This is a genomic window from Cellulomonas pasadenensis, from assembly GCF_047229365.1.
In the GTDB taxonomy this organism is placed as follows: domain Bacteria; phylum Actinomycetota; class Actinomycetes; order Actinomycetales; family Cellulomonadaceae; genus Cellulomonas.
This window is the reverse complement of sequence record NZ_JBFTEP010000075.1, coordinates 1-18843: the sequence shown is the minus strand read 5'-3', so window position 1 is coordinate 18843 and position 18843 is coordinate 1. Positions and strand designations below refer to the sequence as shown.

The 18843-nt window shown below is 75.9% G+C and carries 14 protein-coding genes and 2 pseudogenes; 9 read left to right on the top strand and 7 right to left on the bottom strand.

From position 1 onward, the window contains the following. Nucleotides 1-312: 312 nt before the first annotated feature. From AB6N23_RS11645 to AB6N23_RS11630, 4 genes and pseudogenes are all read left to right on the top strand, one after another. Nucleotides 313-1059 carry a copper resistance CopC family protein gene (locus AB6N23_RS11645; RefSeq protein WP_412866220.1) on the top strand — a complete coding sequence of 249 codons (747 nt, stop codon included), beginning with the start codon at nucleotides 313-315 and terminating at the stop codon, nucleotides 1057-1059. A gap of 27 nt (nucleotides 1060-1086) precedes the next feature. Then, nucleotides 1087-3177 carry a bifunctional copper resistance protein CopD/cytochrome c oxidase assembly protein gene (locus tag AB6N23_RS11640; protein WP_412866219.1) on the top strand — a complete coding sequence of 697 codons (2091 nt, stop codon included), beginning with the start codon at nucleotides 1087-1089 and terminating at the stop codon, nucleotides 3175-3177. Between the two features lie 140 nt (nucleotides 3178-3317). Then, nucleotides 3318-5410 (top strand): annotated as a pseudogene (locus tag AB6N23_RS11635) (PhoX family protein). Nucleotides 5411-5544: 134 nt separating this feature from the next. Beyond that, nucleotides 5545-7659, top strand: coding sequence for a S9 family peptidase (locus tag AB6N23_RS11630; RefSeq protein WP_412866218.1), 2115 nt, complete (start codon nucleotides 5545-5547; stop codon nucleotides 7657-7659). A gap of 75 nt (nucleotides 7660-7734) precedes the next feature. Here the strand turns inward: AB6N23_RS11630 and AB6N23_RS11625 are convergent, their stop codons facing one another. Both AB6N23_RS11625 and AB6N23_RS11620 read right to left on the bottom strand, forming a co-directional pair. Beyond that, on the bottom strand, nucleotides 7735-8013 hold the full coding sequence (locus tag AB6N23_RS11625; protein WP_412866217.1) for a hypothetical protein: 279 nt from the start codon (nucleotides 8011-8013) through the stop codon (nucleotides 7735-7737). Between the two features lie 71 nt (nucleotides 8014-8084). Further along, complete coding sequence (locus AB6N23_RS11620; RefSeq protein WP_412866216.1) at nucleotides 8085-8489, bottom strand: SRPBCC family protein; 405 nt, start codon at nucleotides 8487-8489, stop codon at nucleotides 8085-8087. Between the two features lie 199 nt (nucleotides 8490-8688). Here AB6N23_RS11620 and AB6N23_RS11615 point away from each other — a divergent pair, with 199 nt between their 5' ends. From AB6N23_RS11615 to AB6N23_RS11605, 3 genes are all read left to right on the top strand, one after another. After that, nucleotides 8689-8913, top strand: a complete 225-nt coding sequence (locus AB6N23_RS11615; protein WP_412866215.1) for a DUF6458 family protein — start codon at nucleotides 8689-8691, stop codon at nucleotides 8911-8913. A 329-nt stretch (nucleotides 8914-9242) separates the two neighbouring features. Further along, nucleotides 9243-10238 carry a chymotrypsin family serine protease gene (locus tag AB6N23_RS11610; protein WP_412866221.1) on the top strand — a complete coding sequence of 332 codons (996 nt, stop codon included), beginning with the start codon at nucleotides 9243-9245 and terminating at the stop codon, nucleotides 10236-10238. 43 nt (nucleotides 10239-10281) lie between these two features. Then, complete coding sequence (locus tag AB6N23_RS11605) at nucleotides 10282-10506, top strand: hypothetical protein (RefSeq protein ID WP_412866214.1); 225 nt, start codon at nucleotides 10282-10284, stop codon at nucleotides 10504-10506. Nucleotides 10507-10598: 92 nt separating this feature from the next. On the opposite strand, the gene AB6N23_RS11600 is transcribed toward AB6N23_RS11605, so the two are convergent. Continuing rightward, nucleotides 10599-11747 (bottom strand): lytic polysaccharide monooxygenase, encoded by a 1149-nt coding sequence (locus AB6N23_RS11600; protein WP_412866213.1) that lies wholly within the window; start codon nucleotides 11745-11747, stop codon nucleotides 10599-10601. A gap of 240 nt (nucleotides 11748-11987) precedes the next feature. On the opposite strand from AB6N23_RS11600, the gene AB6N23_RS11595 reads away from it, so the two are divergent. Next, nucleotides 11988-13412 (top strand): GGDEF domain-containing protein, encoded by a 1425-nt coding sequence (locus AB6N23_RS11595; protein WP_412866212.1) that lies wholly within the window; start codon nucleotides 11988-11990, stop codon nucleotides 13410-13412. An 84-nt stretch (nucleotides 13413-13496) separates the two neighbouring features. Here AB6N23_RS11595 and AB6N23_RS11590 read toward each other — a convergent pair whose 3' ends face one another. Both AB6N23_RS11590 and AB6N23_RS11585 read right to left on the bottom strand, forming a co-directional pair. Next, nucleotides 13497-13880, bottom strand: a complete 384-nt coding sequence (locus AB6N23_RS11590; RefSeq protein ID WP_412866211.1) for a hypothetical protein — start codon at nucleotides 13878-13880, stop codon at nucleotides 13497-13499. Between the two features lie 136 nt (nucleotides 13881-14016). Continuing rightward, nucleotides 14017-15939, bottom strand: coding sequence for an NHL domain-containing thioredoxin family protein (locus AB6N23_RS11585; RefSeq protein WP_412866210.1), 1923 nt, complete (start codon nucleotides 15937-15939; stop codon nucleotides 14017-14019). Between the two features lie 171 nt (nucleotides 15940-16110). On the opposite strand from AB6N23_RS11585, the gene AB6N23_RS11580 reads away from it, so the two are divergent. Further along, nucleotides 16111-17112 (top strand): glycosyltransferase, encoded by a 1002-nt coding sequence (locus AB6N23_RS11580; RefSeq protein WP_412866209.1) that lies wholly within the window; start codon nucleotides 16111-16113, stop codon nucleotides 17110-17112. A gap of 132 nt (nucleotides 17113-17244) precedes the next feature. Here AB6N23_RS11580 and AB6N23_RS11575 read toward each other — a convergent pair whose 3' ends face one another. Next, entirely contained in the window at nucleotides 17245-18330 is a 1086-nt protein-coding gene (locus AB6N23_RS11575; RefSeq protein ID WP_412866208.1) for a lytic polysaccharide monooxygenase, read from the bottom strand. 275 nt (nucleotides 18331-18605) lie between these two features. After that, nucleotides 18606-18843, bottom strand: a pseudogene (locus tag AB6N23_RS11570) (FAD-dependent oxidoreductase); the annotation flags it as partial.

The window sequence follows — 18843 nt, the reverse complement described above, 5'->3', positions numbered from 1 at the left end:
GCCGCCGGCGCCGTCGTCCTCGCCGCGGGCGCCGCACGCCGCCCGCGCACCGGCGCACGACCGCGCTGACCCGGCCCTCGTGCAGCGTTCCGGTGTGGTGGTGCTGCGGAACGGCCGGTTCGGCAGGTGGGCGAGGGGGCGGTCGTCGTCCCCGGAGGTGAACCGGCCCTGGAGCAGCGTCTCGGTGTCGTGGTGCTGCGGAACGGCCGGTTCGGCGGGTGGGGGAGGGCGGCGTCCGTCCGGCGGTGGTGGCGGCGCCGTGATGGGATCGGAGCAGCACCGCGCCCGCACCACGACACCGGAGATCCCGCCATGCCCACGTCGTCCCGTCCCGCGTCGTCGCGGACACCCCTCGCACCCGTCGTCGCGCTGCTCGCGGCGCTCGCGACCGCCGTCGTGACGCTCGTGCTCGCGGCCGTGCCCGCCGCCGCGCACAACAGCCTCCGCTCGAGCGACCCGGCCGACGGTGCGGCGGTCGCGGGCGCGCCGGCGCAGATCACGCTGACGTTCGACCAGGCCGCGCTCGAGCTCGGGTCCGAGGTCGTCGTCACCGCAGAGGACGGCACGGTCGTCAGCACGGGGCCCGTGCAGCTCGCCGACGTGTCGGTCGTGCAGCCGCTGGCGGAGGACCGCCCGGCGGGCGCGTACCGCGTCGACTGGCGTGTCACCAGCGCCGACGGGCACCCGATCAGCGGCACGTTCGGCTTCACGGCGAGCGAGCCGGTCGGTGCGGCCGCCGCCGGCAGCACCGCCGCGCCCGCCGAGGGCACGATGACGACCATGGCGACGCCGACCGCGGAGGCGACGACGGCGGAGGAGGACCCCACCCCGTCGCCGAGCGAGTCCGTCGACCTGACCCCGGACATGGGCGGGTCCGGCGAGGCCGCGCGCGACAACTACCCGGGCACGCTGCCGTGGTGGGCGTGGGTGCTGATGATCGTCGTCGTCATCGGCGCCGTCTTCACGGTCGTCGCCCGCAAGCAGCGCGGCGGCGACGCCCCCGACCGCGGCGGCGTGGCGGACGGCACGCCGCAGGACGGCGGTCCCCGGGCCGGATGACCCGGCGGCGGCGCCTACGCTGATCCGGTGGAGCAGTCGTCGGTCGTCGCGGTGCGCCGCGCCGGTGCGCCCGCGGTCCTCGCGGTCACCGGGACGCTGGCGGCCCTGGCCGGCGTCGCGTTCAGCGGCACGGCCGCGGCGGTCGCGCTCGGCGACCCGGGCGCCGTCGTGCGGTGGGGCCTGCCGGTCGTCGAGACCCTCACCGAGCTCGCCGGCGCGCTGACGCTCGGGGCGCTGCTGCTCGCGGTGTGCGTGCTCCCGCGGCGCGCGGCGGCCACGACGGCGGCCCGCCCGACGGCCGGCGCCCCGGCCACCGACGCCCCCGCCGCGACCGGTCGTCCCGCCCGGCTGCCCGTCGCCGACGGCGGTGCCTACCCGCGCAGCCTGGTGCTCGCGGGCCTCGCCGCGGGCACGTGGACGCTCCTGTCGGTCGTGCACCTCGTGCTCGCGTACGCGTCGGTCGCCGGGTCGTCGCCGACGTCGCCGGGCTTCGGCGACGAGCTGGCGCTGTTCGTCACGCAGATCGACCTGGGTCGCGCGCTGCTCACCCTGACGACGCTCGCGGCGGTCGCGACGGTCCTGTCGCTGGTCGTCGCGACCCCGACCGGTGCGGCGTGGGCCGCCGCGCTCGTCGTCGTGGCGCTGTGGCAGCTCGGGCAGACGGGGCACGCCGCCGGTGCCGCGAGCCACGAGCTCGCGACGTCGTCGTTGTTCCTGCACCTGGTCGGCGCGGCCGTGTGGATCGGGGCGCTGGCGGCGCTGGCGCTGCTCGTGCGCCGGCTCGGCCCGGACGTCGTCCCCGCCGTCGCGCGCTACTCGACGATCGCGGCGTGGTGCTTCGTCGCGGTCGCGGTGTCGGGCGCCGTCAACGGCGTCGTCCGGCTCGGCGGCTGGGACGGGTTCGCCAGCCGGTACGGCGCGCTGCTGGTCGTCAAGGTCGTGCTGTTCGGCGTCCTCGGCCTGCTGGGGCTGCTGCACCGCCGGCGGACCATCCCGGCGCTCGCGGGCGACCGCGCCGGCCGGGCGTTCTGGCGGCTCGTGCTCGTGGAGCTCGCCGTCATGGGCGCGGTGTCCGGGGTGGCCGTCGCGCTGGGGGCGTCGCCGCCGCCCGTGCCGGACGAGCCGTCCGCGGACACGTCCCCGGCGTACCTGCTGACGGGCCACCCGCTGCCGCCCGAGCCGACGGGCCTGCAGTGGGTCGCGCAGTGGCGGTGGGACCTGCTGATGGCGGCCGCCGCCGTGGCGGGCGTCGTCGTGTACCTGCGGTGGGTGGCGCGGCTGCGGCGCCGCGGCGACGCGTGGCCGTGGCTGCGCACCGCGTCGTGGCTGGTCGGCATGGCGACGTTCCTGTGGACGACGTCGGGCGGGCCGGCGATGTACGGGCACGTGCTGTTCAGCGCGCACATGGTCCAGCACATGGTGCTCGCGATGGTCGTGCCGATCCTCGTCGCGCTCTCGGCGCCCGTGACGCTCGCGCTGCGGGCGCTGCCGGGACGGTCGACGCAGCTGCGCGACGACGCGTCGCGGGGCCCGCGCGAGTGGGTGCTGACGCTCGTGCACAGCCGCGTCGGCACGTTCCTCGCGCACCCGCTGGTCGCGGCGGTGAACTTCGCCGGCTCGATGGTCGTCTTCTACTACTCGCCGGTGTTCGAGTGGTCGATGCGCAGCCCGGTCGGGCACCTGGTCATGGTCGTGCACTTCTCCGTCGCGGGGTACCTGTTCGTCAACGCGCTCGTGGGCGTCGACCCGGGTCCGACGCGCCCGCCGTACCCGATGCGCCTGCTGCTGCTGTTCGCGACGATGGCGTTCCACGCGTTCTTCGGCGTCGCGCTGGTGGGCGGGCAGTCGCTGCTCGCGGCCGACTGGTTCGGCCTCATGGGCCGCCCGTGGGGGCCGTCGGCGATCCGTGACCAGCAGCTCGGCGGGTCGGTCGCGTGGGGGATCGGCGAGATCCCGACGGTCGTGCTGGCGATCGTCGTGGCGGTGCAGTGGACGCGCGACGACGAGCGGACGGCGCGCCGCAACGACCGCCGCGCGGACCGGGACGGCGACGCCGAGCTCGGTGAGTACAACGCGATGCTCGCAGGCCTGGCCGACCGGGAGCCCGGCCGGCGCTGACCCGCTCGCCCCCGGCGGACGTGGCGGGGGCCGACGAGTGTTCGCCCGTCCTTCACCCGGTGCTCACCGCGCGTGCCGGTGACCGGTTCGTCCGGTTGCCAGGCTGTGGCCGCCCAGCCCCCGCACGCACGGAGACACCCATGACCACGACCGACGACCGCGACGTCGCGGCCGGCGTCCCCCGCCGCACCCTCCTGCCCCTGCTTCCCATGGCGGGCCGCACGACCGGCCGGCGCTCGGCCGTCACGTGCCACCTGCGCTGCGGCGACGCGTGCGCGCAGCCCGTGCCGAACACCAGCGGCAACGCGTACTTCCGCGACGTCGCGTCGGCGGCGCTGTCGCGCCGCGCCGTGCTCGCCGGTGGCCTCGTCGCGGGCGCCGCCGTCGTCGTCGGGTCGGTCGTCGCCGACGCGCCGGCCGCGGCCGCGCACGACCTCGGCCACGGCTGGGGCCGCGGCCGCCTGCCGTTCGCCCCGATCGCGCCCGTGCCCGCCGCCACGGACGCCCTCACGGTGCCCGAGGGCTACCGCTGGGCGCCGCTCGTGCGCTGGGGCGACGGCTGATGTCCCCGCACGACGTCTTCGACCCGGCGACGATCACGCCGGAGACGGCAGAGCGCCTGTTCGGCTACAACTGCGACTACCTCGACATCCTCGAGCAGCCGGGCGGCCGCACGGCGGTGCTCGTGGCCAACCACGAGTACACGAACGAGAACATCATGTTCCCGCCGGCCACGACGCCGCAGGAGCTCGACCGCCAGCGCCGGGTCGCCATGGCCGCGCACGGCATGTCGGTCGTGGCGCTGCACCGCCGCCGCACGGGCGGACCGTGGGAGTACCAGGTGGGCGCGCGCGTCAACCGGCGCATCACCGCGTCGACGCCGTTCGTGGTCGACGGCCCGGCGGCCGGGTCCGACCTCCTGAAGACCGTCGCCGACCCGACGGGGACCACGGTGCTCGGCACGCTCAACAACTGCGCCGGCGGCACGACGCCGTGGGGCACCGTGCTCTCCGGCGAGGAGAACGTCAACCAGTACTTCCGCGCGCGCGGCACCGCCGAGGAGAAGCGCTACGGCTTCGGCGACAAGGAGACGACCCGCGGCTGGGAGCACGTCGACCCCCGCTTCGACGCGCGCACGCCGGGGTACGAGAACGAGGTCAACCGGTTCGGCTGGGTCGTCGAGATCGACCCGGAGGACCCGACGGCGCCGCCGGTCAAGCACACGGCCCTCGGCCGCTTCAAGCACGAGGGCGCGAACGTCATCATCGGCCGCTCCGGCCACGTGGCGGCGTACATGGGCGACGACGAGCGCTTCGACTACGTGTACAAGTTCGTCTCGAAGGAGCGCTACAAGCCGGGCGCGCGCCACCGCGCCCGCAACAAGCAGCTGCTCTCGGCGGGCAACCTGTACGTCGCGCGGTTCCACGGCGACTCGCCGGTCGAGCAGATCACCGGCACGGGCGCGCTGCCCTCCGACGGCGCCTTCGACGGCACGGGGGAGTGGGTGCCGCTGGTCGTCGACGGCGTCAGCCAGGTGCCGGGCTTCACGACGGACCAGGTGCTGGTGCACACGCGCCTCGCGGCCGACGCGGTCGGTGCGACGAAGATGGACCGTCCCGAGGACGTCGAGCCGAACCCGCTGACCGGCCGCATCTACGTCGCGTGCACCAACAACACCGACCGCGGCAAGGCCGGCAAGGAGGGCGCCACGGAGCCGAACCCGCGCGTCGAGAACCGCCACGGTCACGTCGTCGAGATCACCGAGGCGTACGGCGACGCGCGGGCGACGACCTTCGGCTGGAGCATCGTCCTGCTCGCGGGCGACCCGGCGACCACGTCCGGCACCTACTTCGCCGGCTTCCCGCCGGAGAAGGTCTCGCCCATCTCGTGCCCCGACAACGTCGCGTTCGACTCTGAGGGCACGCTGTGGATCTCGACGGACGGCCAGCCGGGCACCATCGGCTACGGCGACGGGCTGTTCAAGATGCCCCTCACCGGCCGCGAGCGCGGCCGCGTGCAGCAGTTCCTCTCGGTGCCTGCCGGCGCCGAGACGTGCGGCCCCGTCATCCGCGACCGCGACTCCATGGTCTACGTCGCCGTGCAGCACCCGGGTGAGGACGGCGCCTGGGGCGCGCAGCAGTCGTTCTTCCCGGACTACGTCGCCGAGGGCACGCTCGAGGGCGGCCGCTGGGGCGGCCCCCGGCCGAGCGTCGTGCAGGTCTGGCGCGACTGACGTCGCGTGGCCCCGACCGGCCCGCCGCACGGTGCGTGCGACGGGCCGGTCGGCGTCTGCGCGCGGACGACTCGATGCGCCCCGCGCCGGAAAGCGCTCCGTCCGGTCCCCGCCGGTCGTGATAGACCGGTCCGGTGACCGATGCCACCACCCCTGACGCACCCGCGACGCCCTTCCACGACCTGGACGCGTACATCGCGCTGCCGCGCCTCGGCGGCCTGAGGCTCTCGCCCGACGGCACGCGCCTCGTCACGGCCGTGCAGACCCTCGACCGCAAGCGCACCGCGTGGGTGACCGCGCTGTGGGAGGTCGACCCGGCCGGCCAGAAGCCCGCGCGCCGCCTGACGCGCAGCACGAAGAGCGAGTCGTCCGCGGCGTTCACGCCGTCGGGCGACCTCCTCTTCACGAGCGCGCGCCCCGACCCCGACGCCGAGGACCCCGACGGCGACCCGACGCCCGCGCTGTGGCTGCTGCCGGCGGACGGTGCGGAGGCCCGCGTCGTGGCGCACCGCGCGTCCGGCGTCGGCGGCGTGCAGGTGGCGACGGACGCGCCGACCGTCCTCGTCGTCTCCGACGTGCTGCCGTCCGCGGCCGACGACGAGGCCGACGCGCGCATCGCCAAGGAGCGCAAGGACAAGAAGGTCGCGGCGATCCTGCACGACTCCTACCCGATCCGGTACTGGGACCACGACCTGGGCCCGGCGACGCCGCACGCGTTCGTCGCGTCGGTGTCCGACGAGGTCGCGACGCCCGTCGCCGGTGAGCGCGACCCGCGCCTGGCGCTGCGCGACGTCACCCCGGACGCGGGCCCCGGCCTGCGCGAGCAGCACCCGGTCCTCACCCCCGACGGCCGCACGGTCGTCACCTCGTGGGGCCGCAACGTCGCGCGCGGCAACGTGCGCACCGACCTGGTGACGATCGACGTCGCGACGGGGGAGCGGTCCGTGCTGCTCTCCGACCCGCACGCCGACCTCGGCAGCCCGGTCGTCTCGCCCGACGGCCGGTGGGTCGCCTACGAGCGCGAGACGCTCTCGACGCCGCACGAGGCGCCGCGCATCGAGCTGTGGGTGGTCGCGCTCACCGGCGGCGAACCGCGCCGGCTCGGTGCCGACTGGGACCGCTGGCCCGGCGCCGTCGTGTGGCTGCCGACGTCCGACGGCCTGCTCGTGGTGGCCGACGACGACGGCCGCGCGCCGATGTTCCACGTGGAACTGAGCTCGGGCGCTGTGACGCGCCTCACCAGCGACGACGCCGCGTTCTCCGACGTGCAGGTGGCTCCCGACGGGCGTACGGCCTACGCGCTGCGTACGTCGTACGAGGCCCCGGCGCACCCCGTGCGGATCGACCTGGCGGCCGCGCTGGAGGGCGGCGCCCCGGTCGAGGCGACCCCGCTGCCGGCGCCGGCCGCCCTGCCCGTGCTGCCCGGCCGGCTCGAGGAGGTCGAGACGACCGCGGAGGACGGCTCGCGCGTGCGCGCGTGGCTCGCGGTCCCCGACGGCGCCTCCGCCGACGACCCCGCGCCGTTCCTGCTGTGGATCCACGGCGGCCCGCTCGGTTCCTGGAACGCGTGGTCGTGGCGCTGGAACCCGTGGCTGCTGGTCGCGCAGGGCTACGCGGTGCTGCTGCCGGACCCGGCGCTGTCGACCGGGTACGGGCAGGAGTTCGTCCAGCGCGGCTGGGGCGCGTGGGGTGCCGCGCCGTACACCGACCTGATGGCGGTGACGGACGCGGCGCTGCAGCGGCCCGAGCTCGACGCCACCCGCACGGCTGCGATGGGCGGCTCGTTCGGCGGCTACATGGCCAACTGGGTCGCCGGGCACACCGACCGGTTCCGCGCGATCGTCACGCACGCGAGCCTGTGGGCCCTCGACCAGTTCGGCCCGACCACGGACGCCTCGTACTACTGGCAGCGCGAGATGACGCCCGAGATGGCGCTCGAGAACTCGCCGCACCGGTTCGTGGGCGACATCGTCACGCCGATGCTCGTCATCCACGGCGACAAGGACTACCGCGTGCCGATCGGTGAGGGCCTGCGCCTCTGGTACGAGCTGCTGTCCGCGTCCGGCCTGCCCGCCGACGACGAGGGCCGCAGCCCGCACCGGTTCCTCTACTTCCCCGACGAGAACCACTGGGTGCTCACGCCGCAGCACGCCAAGGTCTGGTACCAGGCCGTCGAGGCGTTCCTCGCGACGCACGTGCTGGACCGCACGGGCGACGACGTGGTCGCGTACCCGGAGATCCTCGGCTGACGCCTCCCGCCCGCCACGACGCCCCGGCGCCCGCACCCGCGGACGGCGGGGCGTCGTGCGTGCCGGGTGCGTGGGTCAGCCGTCCAGCGCGACGACGGCGTCGCGGAGCGCGGCCAGCGCACCGGCCTGCTCGGCGTCGACGTACGGGCCCCGGCGCGCGAGCAGCGAGTCCACCATCGCGAGCACGTCGTCGTAGGCGCCGGTGCCGATCCCGGACGGCGTCAGGCCGCCGGCGACCACGGCGAGGAGGTCGTCGACGTCGACCACCACGTCGAACTCGTCCTCGGGGGCGTCCGCGGGGACGTCCGGCGCGGCCGGGAACGCGGCCTCGACCGCCGCTGCCGCGCGCCACACCGACCGTCGCCGCCGTCGTCGCTCCCACCGGCTGACCACCCTGGGGTCTCGCGGTCGCCCGACGTCCCGCGTCAGCCCTCCGCCTCGACCACGTCGCGGAGCCGCGCGAGGTCGCCGCGCATGAGGTCCGCGTCGCGGGCGAGCTCGTCGTCCGTCGTGCCGGGCAGCCGCCGGAGCGTGATGACGACCTCGCTGCCGTCGCCGTCGGCGAGCACGCGCAGCGGCACGTGCACGGTCTCGCCGGTCGGCGTCAGGACGTCGTGGTCGAGCACGCCGAACTTGTTCGGCGGCGCGAACCGTACGCGCGCGGGCCCGCCGGGCGTCTCGACCCACCAGCCGCCGTCGCGCTCGACGACGTCGCTGCCGAGGCCGTGTGCCCACCGGGGCAGGTTCCGCGGGTCGGACGCGAACGCGTAGACGTCGGCCGCCGACCGGCCGACGCGGACGCTGAGGTGCAGGGACTCCGTCGTCGTCATGGGGCCATGGTGCCCGGTCCCCCCGACACGGGCCCCGGGCACCCGTCCCGCCGGCGCCGGCCGCACGACGCCGCGACGTCCTCCCTCGGGGTGGCGCCACCCGTCCGCCGACCGCTCGACGTGCGGGCCGGTCCGGTCACCGACAGACTTCCCGCACCACGACCGGGGCGCCGCCCCGGTCCCGGCTGAAGGAGCGGACATGGGCATCGGAGGAGGCATCACACTCCTGGTCATCGGGGCGATCCTCTCGTTCGGCGTCGCCGACCGGATCGAGGGCGTCAACCTCACGGTGATCGGGTACATCCTCATGGGCGGTGGCCTGATCTGGCTGATCGCCGCGATCGCGACCAACGCGCAGCGCAGCAACACCTCCCACCGTGAGGTCATCGAGCGGCACGACAACCCGCCGGCGCCGCGCGCCTGACGACCCGTCGGCGTCCCGCGACGGACGCCGCCCCGCACCACCCGCACCACCGCACCACCCGGCGCCGGCCGGGGACCGAGGTCGTCCTGCGACGACCGGCCCCCGGCCGGCGCCGTCGTGCGCGGGCGCGTCGTCGGGCCGTCGTGCGGCCCGCGCGGGGCCGACGTCCGGCTGCCGGGACGCCGCGGCCCCCGGCGGGCGGCTGTCGGTGGTCGCGGCCACACTGACCACCGGACGGACGGGACGGACCGGACGGGACGACACGCACGGTCGGTGCGGCACCCGCAGGGGTGGCGACGACGGGCACGACGCAGGGGGCACGCATGCAGCTGGACCACGACGACGCGCGCAAGGCCAAGGAGCACGCGACCACGTACGCCCGCGAGCTCGCGGAGCGGACGGTGCGCGCGTCGACGAGCGGGGCGGTGCGGGCGCCGCTGGCGATCGGCGTGGCCGTGGGGGCGGACGGCGGGTACGGCGTCGCCGTGCGGTACCGCCTCGGGCTGCCGGGCGTGCGCTCGCTGGCGCGTCGCGTCGCGGACGAGGTCGGCCCGGCCGTCGACGTGCGGCGGACGGGCCGGATCCGGCCCCTCGTCGCCGAGGACCGGCCGGTGCGTCCGCGCCCGCCCGTCATCACCGCGCAGGCGATGGGCGAGACGGGCCGCGTGCGGCCGCTGCGCCCCGGCGTCTCGATCGCGCACGTCGACGTCACCGCCGGCACGCTCGGCGCGTTCGTGCTGGTCGGCGGGCGCGTGCACGCGCTGTCGAACTACCACGTGCTGGCCGGCTCGCCCGCCGCGCGGGAGGGCGACGTGGTCGTCCAGCCCGGCCCGGCGGACGGCGGCACGGCGCGCGACCGCGTCGGCACGCTGGCCGCGACGGTGCCGCTCGCGCCGGGACGGACGGCGTACGTCGACGCCGCCGTCGCGCTGCTCGACGAGCCCGACGTCGACCCGACGTACCCGGTCGGCCGGGTGACGACGACGGCGCGCGCGCTGGGCGGCGAGCGCGTCGGCAAGAGCGGGCGGACCACCGCCGTCACGACCGGCCGCGTGACCGCGATCGAGCTCGACGACGTCGTGGTGGGATACGGCGACGAGCTGGGGGACCTCGCGTTCGACGACCAGATCGAGGTGGAGAGCACCGGGTCCGGCCCGTTCTCGCGCGGGGGCGACTCCGGGTCGCTCGTGTACCGCGAGGACGGGGTCGCGCTCGGTCTGCTCTTTGCCGGGTCGGAGACCGGGGGTGACAATGGTCGCGGGCTGACGTACGTCAACCCGATCGACGCCGTCCTCGGTGCGCTGGACGCGACGCTGCTCGCCTGACGCGGGCGCCGCGGGCCACCGCCGGGGACCGGGAGGTGGAGACGTGGCCGATCTCGGTGAGGCACGCCGCGCGAAGGCGGAGCTCAAGGCGACGCTGGCGGGCCGGCAGGACGTCACGGCGGTGGGCATCGCGCCCGAGGCCGACGGCTACGGCCTGCTCGTGCGGGTCCGCGGCGACGAGGTGACGGCCCGCGCGGCCGACGTCCCGCGCGTCGTGCACGGCGTCCACGTGCGCGTCAGCCCGGGCGGCCCGATCCACGCCCAGTGAGCACCTGACCCGGTTCTCGCACCCGGCCGCCGGACGCGACGACGCCCGGCGCCCCCGGAGGGGCACCGGGCGTCGGTGAGCCGTCCCGCGGGTCAGCGCACGATGCAGGGCGAGCCGTTGAGCGTCACGTCCGTCGCGTCCTTCGGCGTGCCCGACCCGATGAAGCCGAACGACACGGCGTTGTGGTGCGCGATGGTGCCGTTCCACGCGACGTTCCTCGCCGTCACCGTGTCACCGGACTGCGTGGTCGACGAGCTCCACGCCTGCGTCACCTTCTCGCCGTTGGTGAAGCGCCACCGCAGCTCCCACCCGTCGACCGGCTGCATGGTCGCGTTGAAGACGGTGACGTTGCCCTGGAAGCCGCCGTTCCAGGCGCTCGTCGTGTCGATCTCGACCTCGCACACCGCGTCGGCGGGCACGGACGGGGTCGGCGTGGGCGTCGGGGTCGCGGTCGGGGTCGGCGTGACCGTCGGCGTGGGCGTCACGGTCGGCGTGGGGGTCGGCGTCGGCGTGCGCGTGGGGGTGGGCGTCGGCGTGGGCACCGGCGTGGAGCCGCCCCCGCCGAAGTCGACGTCCGAGCAGTTGTAGAAGGACTCGGGGCTGTCGGTGCGCTCCCAGATCGAGAAGATCACGTGCTTGCCGGACTTGTTCGGCAGCGTCGCGTCCCACGCGTACTCCGGGCCCTGCGGGCCGCCGTTGCGCAGCGGCGGGTTCAGCACACGGTCGAACGGGACGGGCTCGAGGTCGTCCCAGCCGATCGGCTCGCCCTGGTTCCAGCCGTCCTTGGTGATGTACTGCGTCCACCAGCCGGGGTGCGGCACCGTCGCCGCGTACTGGAAGGTGATGCGCTGACCGGCCTGCACGCGGGTCGTCGGCCACGACGCGCTGGGCCGGTTGAACGCGTCGAAGCGGGCGTCCGGGCCGCACAGCTTGCCGTCGGCGATGGTCTCGTGGCGGCCGTCGATCGTGCCGAGCAGGTTGCCGAACCAGTTGTAGAACCCGTAGGTGTTCGACGCGATGGCGTCCTTGCACGCCGGGTTGGTGGGCAGCATGTTGCCCGCCTGGCCGGCGGCCTGACCGCCGGCGAGGCCGTCGACGTAGCACTGGTACGTGCGGGTGGCGGGGTACGTGAGCCCGCCGTGGGCCTGCGCGGCGGTGGGCAGGGCGACGAGCGCCCCCGCCAGGAGGGTCGTGGCGGCGAGGCCGGCGAGGGCTCGTCGGACGAGGCGGTGTCGGGTCATGCGGGGGGTCCCTCTCGCACGGGCGGCGGCGTCGCCGCGGTGGGGGTTCGTCGGGTGGGTGCGCGGCTCCGGACGGGGGAGACGGTGTGCCGACAGGCTGGTGAGCGCACGGGCCCCGGACAAGGCCCCGAAACGTTTCCCGCTGCACCGGCGTCCGGACGGGTGCGCACGTGGGTGATCTCACCGACCTCTCACGGGTCGGTCTCGGCACCGGGACCACCGAGGGTCGATGATGTCCCGGTGACGCGTCGGGGCACGGCTGCCAAGGGTGCGCACCGGGGCGGGCTCTCGGCTGCGGACCTCGGTGGCGTGCGCGGTCTCGCCGTCGCCGCGCACCGGTTCGACGCGTGCCGCGACGTCGACGGCGTGCTCGAGGCGGCGGCGCAGACGGCCCTCGACGTGCTGGCCGCCGACACGGCCGCGCTGTGCCGGATCTCGCAGGACACCTGCCGCGTGCTGCGCCTCGAGCCGCCCACCGACGACGCACGGTCGCTCGCGCTCCTGGCGACGACCTACCGCGCCGACGAGCGCCCGGCGCTGCGCGGGCTGATCCGGGACCGCGCCAGCTGGGTCGCGCACGCCTTCGACGAGCGGGGCCGGTCCGTCCTGCCGGGCGACGAGTCGGCGGGCGACCGGGTCGAGGTCGAGGCGTTGCGCGAGCTCGGCGCGGGGTCGGCCCTGAGCTCGCCGATCGTCGTCAACGACTCGGTCTGGGGCCAGGTCACCGTGGTGCGCCCGGTGGAGGCGCCCCGGTTCGACGTCGACGACGTCGCGACGGCCGAGGTGCTCGCGGCGCTCGCGGCCGGCGCGATCGCGCGTGTCGACCTCGAGCAGCAGGTGCGGCACATGATCGCCGACGACCCGCTGACGGGGCTCGCGAACCGGCGCGTGGCCGACCAGGCCGCCGACGCCGCGCTCGCGTCCGGGCGGGAGACCTGCATCGTCATGTGCGACGTGGACGGGCTCAAGCGCGTCAACGACGAGCTCGGGCACGACGCCGGCGACGACCTGCTGCGCGCCGTCGCGGACGTGCTGCGCCGCGCGTCGGACGCGCTGCCGGGCACCACCGCCGCGCGGATCGGTGGCGACGAGTTCTGCCTCGTGACGGTCGGGCAGCCGCGCTCGGTCGTCACCGAGACGATGGCGTCGACCGTCGCGAAGTTCCCGCTGCCGCACGGCGCCGCGATCTCGTACGGCGTCGCGTCGACGTCCGTCATGGGCGCGGTCGGGGCGCGGCACCTGTTCCGGCGCGCCGACCAGGCGCAGTACCAGGCGAAGCGCCGCCGTCAGCGCGCCCGCGCGCGGACGCTCCCCGCGGTGGCCGACCCCACGGTGGCCGTCGAGAAGCTCGTCGCGACCGGCGCGGTCGCGATCGGCGCCGCGCAGCCGGGTGTCGTGCCGCGCCTGCTCGCGTTCGCGGGGGCGGTCACCGAGACGCTCGGCGGCGACGAGTGGGCGGTGCTGCGGCGCACGGGCGACGGGACCCCGGCGACGATCGCGCGCGGCGGCAGCCCCGCCGACGCGGGCGACACGACGTCGCTCACGGTGGAGCGCGGCGAGTGGGTCGTCGAGATCGCCGCCTCGAGCGCCGCGTCGACGGGCCCGCAGGTGCGCACGGCGCTGTCGGTGCTCCTCGCCATCGCGGTCGGCGACGCGACGCACTGACGCCGCGGGCTGTGGCCGCCGTGCGGTCCCCCGGGCGGCGTCGACCGGTCACCGCCGTGCGCGGCGACCGGGCGACCCCGTCCGTCAGTAGGGGAAGTGGAAGTTGTCGTACGCGCGCAGGGTGCTCCCGGTCTCGGGGTGGAACAGGAGCTCGAGACCGGCCCAGTAGCCCGGGTCGACGCGCGTGTACCCGCACGTGGGCTCGGAGTCGCCGCCCCGGTCGCTCACGCGGCCGAGGAGCTGGCCCTCGTACCAGACGTTCGCGACGGCGACCGCCTGCGGCGTCGCGTGGTAGGCGCGCACGCACAGCCGGCCGGTGGACCCGTTGACCGAGGCGTAGCCCTTCCACACGCCGCCCTTCTGCACGACCAGGTCGAGCGTCGGTGCGGCGGCAGCCGGCGCGGCGGTGGCGAGGGCGGCGCCCGCCGCGAGCAGGGCGGCCGCGGCTGCGGCGAGGACACGGCGCATGAGGGATCTCCGTCGTCGTCGGGACCGGATCGGTCCGGGGAGCCCTGCGTCTCGGCGGCCGTCACCCGGCGCAATCCGGCGCGATCCGGCGCGAGGCGGCGACGGGCGGCGCGATCCGGCGGGCAGGGCGGGCGCCTCAGCCCAGCAGCGGCAGCGTGAGCACGGCGGGCGCGCCGTCGACGACGCGCACCGGCACGCCCCAGTCCTGTGCGGCGAGGTGGCACGCCGGGTGCTCGACCGCCGGGTCGTCGTCGCAGCTCGCCGCGCGCGCGGTGACGTGCAGGACGCCCTCGCCGACGGCCGGGTCGAGGCGCAGCGTGCGCGTCAGCTCGACGTCGTCGCCGGCGCCGTCGAGCAGCAGGCCGGGCGGCGTGGACGACACGCGCAGCGACGTCGACGGGCCCCAGCGCAGGTCGAGCTTCTGCCCGGGCGCGGGCGTGAACACGACCTCGAGGGCCACCTCGCCGCCGGCGATCTCGGTGACGGGCCGCTGCGTGCGGTGCGCGCCGCCGTCGACGTGCGTGCCGACGGCGTCGGCGGGCAGCGGCACGCGCGTGAGCCGGTGCGCGGCCGACTCGACGACGAGCACGTGGTCGGCGTCGCCGGACGGCAGCACGAGGCCGCTCGGCTCGGCGAGGTCGGTCGCGAGCGTGGTGACCTCGCCGGGGCCGCCGTCCGTGCCGGGGGTCCAGCGGCGCAGCGCCCCGTTGTAGGTGTCGGCGACCAGCACGGAGCCGTCGGGCAGCGCCGCGACGCCGAGCGGGTGCTGGAAGAGCGCCTGGTCGGCGGCGCCGTCGCGGTGGCCGAAGTCGAAGAGGCCGGTGCCGGCGACCGTCGTGACGGAGGCGTCGGCCGGGTCGACCCACCGCAGCGCGGACGTCTCGGCGTCGGCCAGCCAGATGCGGCCGTCGGCCGCGACGGAGAGGCCGGAGGGCTGGGCGAACCACGAGTCCGCGGGGGCGCCGTCGACGAGGCCCTCGTTCATCGTCCCCGCCAGGTAGCGCAGCGACGCCTGCTCGTCGTCGAACGCCCAGAGCGTGTGGTTCCCGGCCATCGCGACGACGAACGCGGCCATCCGCTCCGACCACGCGACGTCCCACGGCGAGGACAGCTTGATCTGCCGGGGCGACCACTGGTCGCCGACGCCGTTCTCCACCGGCGTCGGGTCGCCCTCGGTGAGGGGACGGGCGTTGTCCACCGCGCTCACCATGTACTGCTCACCGGTGCCCGCGACGGTCGTCACGTGCCCGTCCGCCAGCCGCACCCCGCGCAGCGCGTGGTTGACGGTGTCCGCGACGAGCACGTCGTACCCGAGCCGCTCGCGCAGCTCGTCCGGGACGAGGCACAGCCCGTTCGGCTCGCTGAACCGCGCCTCGTCGGGGCCGCCGTCGACGAGCCCGCGCTCACCCGACCCGATGCGCCGCACGAACGTCTCGCCGTCCGCGGCGAGCTCGGTGAGCGCGTGGTGCCCGGCGTCCGCCACGAGCAGGGTGCCGCCCGGCAGCTCGACGGCCTTGGCGGGGAACCGGAGCGTGGAGGGCTGCGGCTGCGGCGGCACGTACGGGCCGGAGCCGCGGTGCAGCGTGCCCTTGGCCTCGTGCTCGGCGACGAGCTCGTCGACCAGCGCCTCGACGGCGTGCGCGTGCCCCTCGCCGGCCATCTGCGCGACGACGTACCCCTCGGGGTCGACCACGACGAGCGTCGGCCACGCCCGCGCGGTGTACGCCTGCCACGTCACGAGCTCGGGGTCGTCGAGCACCGGGTGGTGCACCTCGTACCGCTCGACGGCCGCGGCGATCGCGACCGGGTCCGCCTCGTGCACGAACTTCGGCGAGTGCACGCCGATGATGACGAGGACGTCGCGGTGCCGCTCCTCGAGCTCGCGCAGCTCGTCGAGGACGTGCAGGCAGTTGATGCAGCAGAACGTCCAGAAGTCGAGGACGACGACCTTGCCGCGCAGGTCGGCCAGCGTCACGTCCTGGCCGCCGGTGTTCAGCCAGCCGCGGCCGACCAGCTCGGAGGCGCGGACGCGGGGGAGTCGGGTGCTGCTCGTCGTCACGGACGTAGTCAACCCGATCCGCGGACGTGCCGTTCCCACGGTCCGCGCCCGGGCGCGCGCCGGTTCACCCGCGGGAACGCCCCGTTCGTGCCGATTCGTCCGATACCGTGACCGCGCCGCCGGGTGCCGTGACACCGCCGGCGACCGTGCGACCCGGGGGAGGACGTCGGCATGCCCGCACCGCACACGCTCACGGTCTCGGCTGCCGTGACCTCGACCAACGCCGCGCGCTACCTCGGCGACCAGCTCGAGTCGATCCTCACCCAGACCCGCCTGCCCGACCAGGTCGTCGTCGCCGACGCGGGCTCGACGGACGGGTCGCAGCAGCTCGTCCGGTCCTTCGTGGAGCGCACGCGCGCCGAGGGCCTCCCGGTCGAGTGGACGATCCTGCCGTCCGAGCCGACGCCCCTCGACGCCAACATGGCGCGCACCTACGCCGCCTGCACGGGCGACGTCGTGGTGGTGTGCGACCACGACGACGTGTGCCTGCCCACGCGGTTCGCGCACGCCGTCGAGATGTTCGCCGCGCGGCCCGAGCTGCTGCTGGTGCACTGCGAGGCGGAGATCATCGACCCGGACGGCGCCACCGTCTCGACGTCCATGCTGCGCACCGAGGGCGTCACGCCCGAGGAGCTCGCGCAGTACCGCAGGGGCGAGGCGTTCCGGGTGCTGGTGCGGCGGTTCCTCGCGCACGGCGCGACCGCGGCGCTGCGCCGCGACCTCGTCCACCTGGCCCCGCCCGTGCCGCACGGGTTCCGCACCGACGCCTGGTACGCGCTGCTCGCGGCCGCGACCGGCGGCGTCGCGCTCGACGAGCGTCCCGGCCTGCGCTACCGCACGCACCCGACGAACGTCTCGGGCGGCGTCCGGCGCCGCTCCGCGGGGGAGAAGCTGCGGATGCTCCGCGAGCCCGGCGGGGACCGCAACGCGCGGCTCCTCGCGCGCGCCACCGCGCTCGTCGACGGGCTCGACGCCCTGCGGCCCCACGTGCAGGACTGGGCGTACGACCTCGCGGTCGACAACCTGCGGCACGAGCAGGCGCGCTCGCGGTACCCGCGCAACCGCCTGCTTCGCGCGCCGTTCGTGCTCCGGACCGCGGCCGGCGGCGCCTACGACCGCCTCGCGCGCGGCCGCAAGGACGTCCTGCTCGACCTCCTGCAGCCCACCGCCTGACGCACCGGGGCCCGGGTGCAGCGGAGAGGTGCTGCACCCGGGCCCCGGGTGGTGCGTGGCCCTGCCGGCTCGTGCCGCCGACGGGGCCGTTCCGTCAGGCCGCCGGTCCAGGACGCGGACCGGGGCCGGGGGTCACGCCGCCGAGCAGGTCGCCGTCAGGCCGGACGACGAGCCCGAGCCGATGAAGCCGGCGGTCGTCGAGGCGTTGGCCGCGAGCGTGCCGTTCCAGCCGGCGTTCGTCAGGACGTTGCCGGAGGCCGTCGAGCTCCACGCCTGCGTGATGGTCGCGCCGTTGACCGTGACCTTCCAGCCGCGGACGCCGCCGGTGCCGGCGGTCACCCGCACGTCGGCCTGGTAGCCGCCGCCCCAGGTGTTCGTCACCGAGACGGTCGCCGTGCAGGCGCCCGTCGGGTTCGGCGCCGGGGTGGTGGGGTTGGGGTTCGGCGCAGGGGTCGTCGGGTTCGGCGCCGGGGTCGTGGGGTTGGGAGCCGGCGTCGTCGGGTTCGGGGCCGGCGTCGTCGGGTTCGGGTCGGGGTTCGGGTTCGCCGTGCCGCCGATGTTGATGTCGGAGCACAGGTAGTACGGCTGGTCGAGGTGGCTGGCCTGCCACACCGTGAAGAGGACCGCGCGGCCCGAGCGGCCCGCGAGGCTCACGTCGGTCTGGTACAGACCGGTGGTGCCGTAGCGGCCGGTCTCCTTGACCAGGTCGAGGTCGTCCCAGCCGAGCGCCTCACGGGTCGGGTCGAAGCCCGCCTTCGAGACGTACACCCGCATGTAGTCGGCACCGTGCTTGGCGCCGTCCGTCAGCGTGAGCGTGAAGCTCGTGGGGACGCTCTTCATGGTCCAGGCGCCCGGCGTGTCGAGCGAGGCGTACAGGCCGTTCTGCGTCCGACCGCCCGAGCAGAGCTGGCCGTTCGGGATGACCTGCTCGTGCCGGCCGCCGACGCCCTCACGGAAGAGGCCGTTCCAGTTCCACATGGTGTTGGGGTTGGCCTGGAACGCCTGCCAGCACATGGGGTCCTGCTGCGCCATGGCGGGGTTGAGGTGGTCGTCGCCCCAGCGCTCCCAGCAGCCGTAGTTGCGGCTGGGCGGGTCGGTGACGGAGCCGTGGGCCGCCGCGGGGGTCGCAGCGAGCGTGGCGCCGAGGCCCGCCGCCAGCACGGCGACGGGGAGGGCGAGTGCGAGCCGGCGCAGCCGGTCGCGCGCACGGATGGGCATGCGGGGGTCTCCTGTCCGCTGAGGGGTCGGTGCCCGGGCCTGCGGTGCGACAACGATGTCGACGGCCGCCGGGCCGGGAGCACCGCGGGTCCGCACCACCGTGCGGGGTGGACCGGGTCCGACGGGAGGGGCCGAACCGTTTCAGCAGCGGGAGCGGTGCCACGCGGCGCTCTCGGACGGCTCGCGACCGCCGTCGGACGGCTCGCGACCGCCGTCGGTCGGCTCGTGGGCCCTTCGCCGCCGGTAGATCCAGGGCCCCTCCGCCGCCGGTCGGCTCAGCGCCGCCGCGCCCACGCGGGCACGCGCTCGGGTCGGGGACCGATGCCGACGGCGGCGGCCGGCACGGCGGTCAGCACCGGCAACCGACGCAGCAGCCGCACGAGCGCCCGCGGCGGCTCGACGAGCCGGCCGTCGAGCGCCGGCGCGATGATCTGCGCGTGCGCGAGCCGCTGCGCCGACTGGACCACGACGGTCGGCATGAGCCGCCGGCGCCGCACCCGCGCGAGCAGGCGG